This is a genomic window from Stenotrophomonas sp. P5_B8 (genome assembly GCF_054049855.1).
This window is the reverse complement of sequence record NZ_JBFULO010000825.1, coordinates 1-718: the sequence shown is the minus strand read 5'-3', so window position 1 is coordinate 718 and position 718 is coordinate 1. Positions and strand designations below refer to the sequence as shown.

The 718-nt window shown below is 58.5% G+C and carries 2 pseudogenes; one reads left to right on the top strand and one right to left on the bottom strand.

Going from position 1 to position 718, the window contains the following annotated elements:
* A pseudogene (locus ACXJKH_RS21675) lies at positions 1 to 292 on the top strand (hypothetical protein); the annotation flags it as partial.
* A gap of 9 nt (positions 293 to 301) precedes the next feature.
* On the opposite strand, the pseudogene ACXJKH_RS21670 reads toward ACXJKH_RS21675, so the two are convergent.
* Positions 302 to 718: pseudogene (locus ACXJKH_RS21670) on the bottom strand (hypothetical protein); the annotation flags it as partial.

The following is a 718-nucleotide window of genomic DNA, read 5'->3' as shown; positions in this document are numbered from 1 at the left end:
GTTCATCAGCGAGGCGATCCCTCCGGTGACAAAGACCGAGATCGTTCCCATCACGTTGTCATCTACCAACCACCCCACGCAGAACGTCCAGGCCGCCCATGTGAGCATGCCGGGCCAGAGCAGTGGGGCGTTGTTGCTCACCATCGACGTGCGGAAATCGGTGAAGGAAAAGCCGGACAGTAATGAGCTCGCTATCCAGTTTCAGGGGAAAGAGGTGTTCCGCTCAAAGGTTGTCCATCTGCAGCTGGCGTATCGCCAGCTTTCGGCTTGCATGAGCGCGGCTCAAAAATAGGCCATGATTTCAGCCGTTTGGCACGTTCAAGATGTCGGCGCAGGCGTCACGTATCTTTCTTGTGTCGCCACTTGCTTCACCGAAGACATTCACATCGGCAACCCTCAGCATCCCGGCGCTGTCCGGGATCAGCACATAGCGGACGTTGCAGCTTTTATAACCGCCGCCGCCATACGTCGCGCCGGTCGCGAGATTCTGCCACATGACGCGATTGTCAAAGGACTGCCCATAAGACAGCGTCCGCGCAATCCCGGCCTGACGGACAGCTGGGTTGCCGTTCGCGGCGACGACCTCTTGCTCGGTCTTGCCCGTCCACACCTGGATCAGGATCGATTCACTGCGCGATAAACGCCTTGTTCCCCGGTATTCAGCGGCGGCCTGAGTAAAATCCAGATCGGCCTTCATCGTCGCCAGACTGCCCTGCAC